2 protein-coding genes are annotated in these 1,087 nt (G+C 40.8%); both read right to left on the bottom strand.

Going from position 1 to position 1,087, the window contains the following annotated elements; all coding sequences use genetic code 11:
• Positions 1 to 283 (bottom strand): hypothetical protein (locus tag A3761_RS03215; RefSeq protein WP_156491550.1); only part of this gene is annotated, 283 nt, incomplete at its 3' end.
• Positions 284 to 625: 342 nt separating this feature from the next.
• Positions 626 to 1,087: hypothetical protein (locus A3761_RS26780; RefSeq protein ID WP_197472778.1), on the bottom strand; the 462-nt coding region annotated here is incomplete at its 5' end.

Here is a 1,087-nt window from a genome sequence, read left to right as displayed (position 1 = left end):
TATCTACGCTTAGTGAGAGTAGAACGAGCGTGCCATCTTCAAGTTCGTTTAAGTCTAGTGAAAAATAGCCGGATGAGTCGCTGCGTGTTTGTGTGATCAGGCTATTATCTTCGGCTCGGTATGCGCTGATTATGCCGTTGCTGATGACGCCTTTAACAGCACGTCCATCAACATTGTTATCTTGCCGGTCGCTATCAAAAAATTCGCAGCCACTTAAGAACAAACACATTAGCAGTGTACATAGTTTGGAGAGTGCTATTTGACTTGTATCTTTTGCTTTCATAGTTGTACATTCGAAATATTCATTATGGACAGGCATAATTCAACAACTCGCCCCTTCCTATAAAATGACGCAAGAAAGGGCTAAAAACCGCAAATGTATAGTGGTATGCGCGATTTCAACAGTTGGAATAAACGTAAAGAATCTAAAACGGGCTTCTGCGTAATGTGCAGTTATTAATAGAGTAACGCTGCTAATCTCTATATCTTATAGGTATGTATGAGCCAAGATCCTGAAATCCTTATCCGATAGTTAAAATTCTAACTAAAGAATTGTAACTTTGTGTGAAAGTGATATTAACATTACGTAATAGCTTTGTCTTGTCTGTACCAGTAAAAGTAAGACTTAGGGGATTTTATTTACTCGCTTAGAGAGTGCGCGTCGGAGAATTTCTTGCTGGTCTTCGTCTTTACAGCTATATAGCTGCTTGAAATCACTCAATATAGGACCGAAGAAGTCCTTGAAGTGCTGCGAATCCTGATAAACTTTGTATGCTTTCTGTTGAATTGCATCGCTGGACAGTTTCTCGGTATTTGAAATGTTATATAACTGCTCTATTTCCTCTTTGAGAGAGGCGATCAAGGGCAGGTTGGGATTATTTTCTGGGTCCTCAGGTTGCAAATGCTCCCATAAGCTTAGCAATGTCTCCTTTGCTTGGTGGGTGTTGGATAGGTCGGCTTGGGCAGCAATATCCAGACACTCAACAGACTCTTTGAACATGGTTTCGGTTTCTGCCAGTTTAGCGCTGATCTTGTCATTAAAATCATCTGTTTGAACTGAAAGCGTGCGCACTTCATCTGCAACAAC

It is taken from the genome of Oleiphilus sp. HI0123, assembly GCF_001635315.1.
The sequence above is the reverse complement of the archived record's forward strand: the minus strand, read 5'-3'. Positions and strand labels throughout refer to the sequence as shown.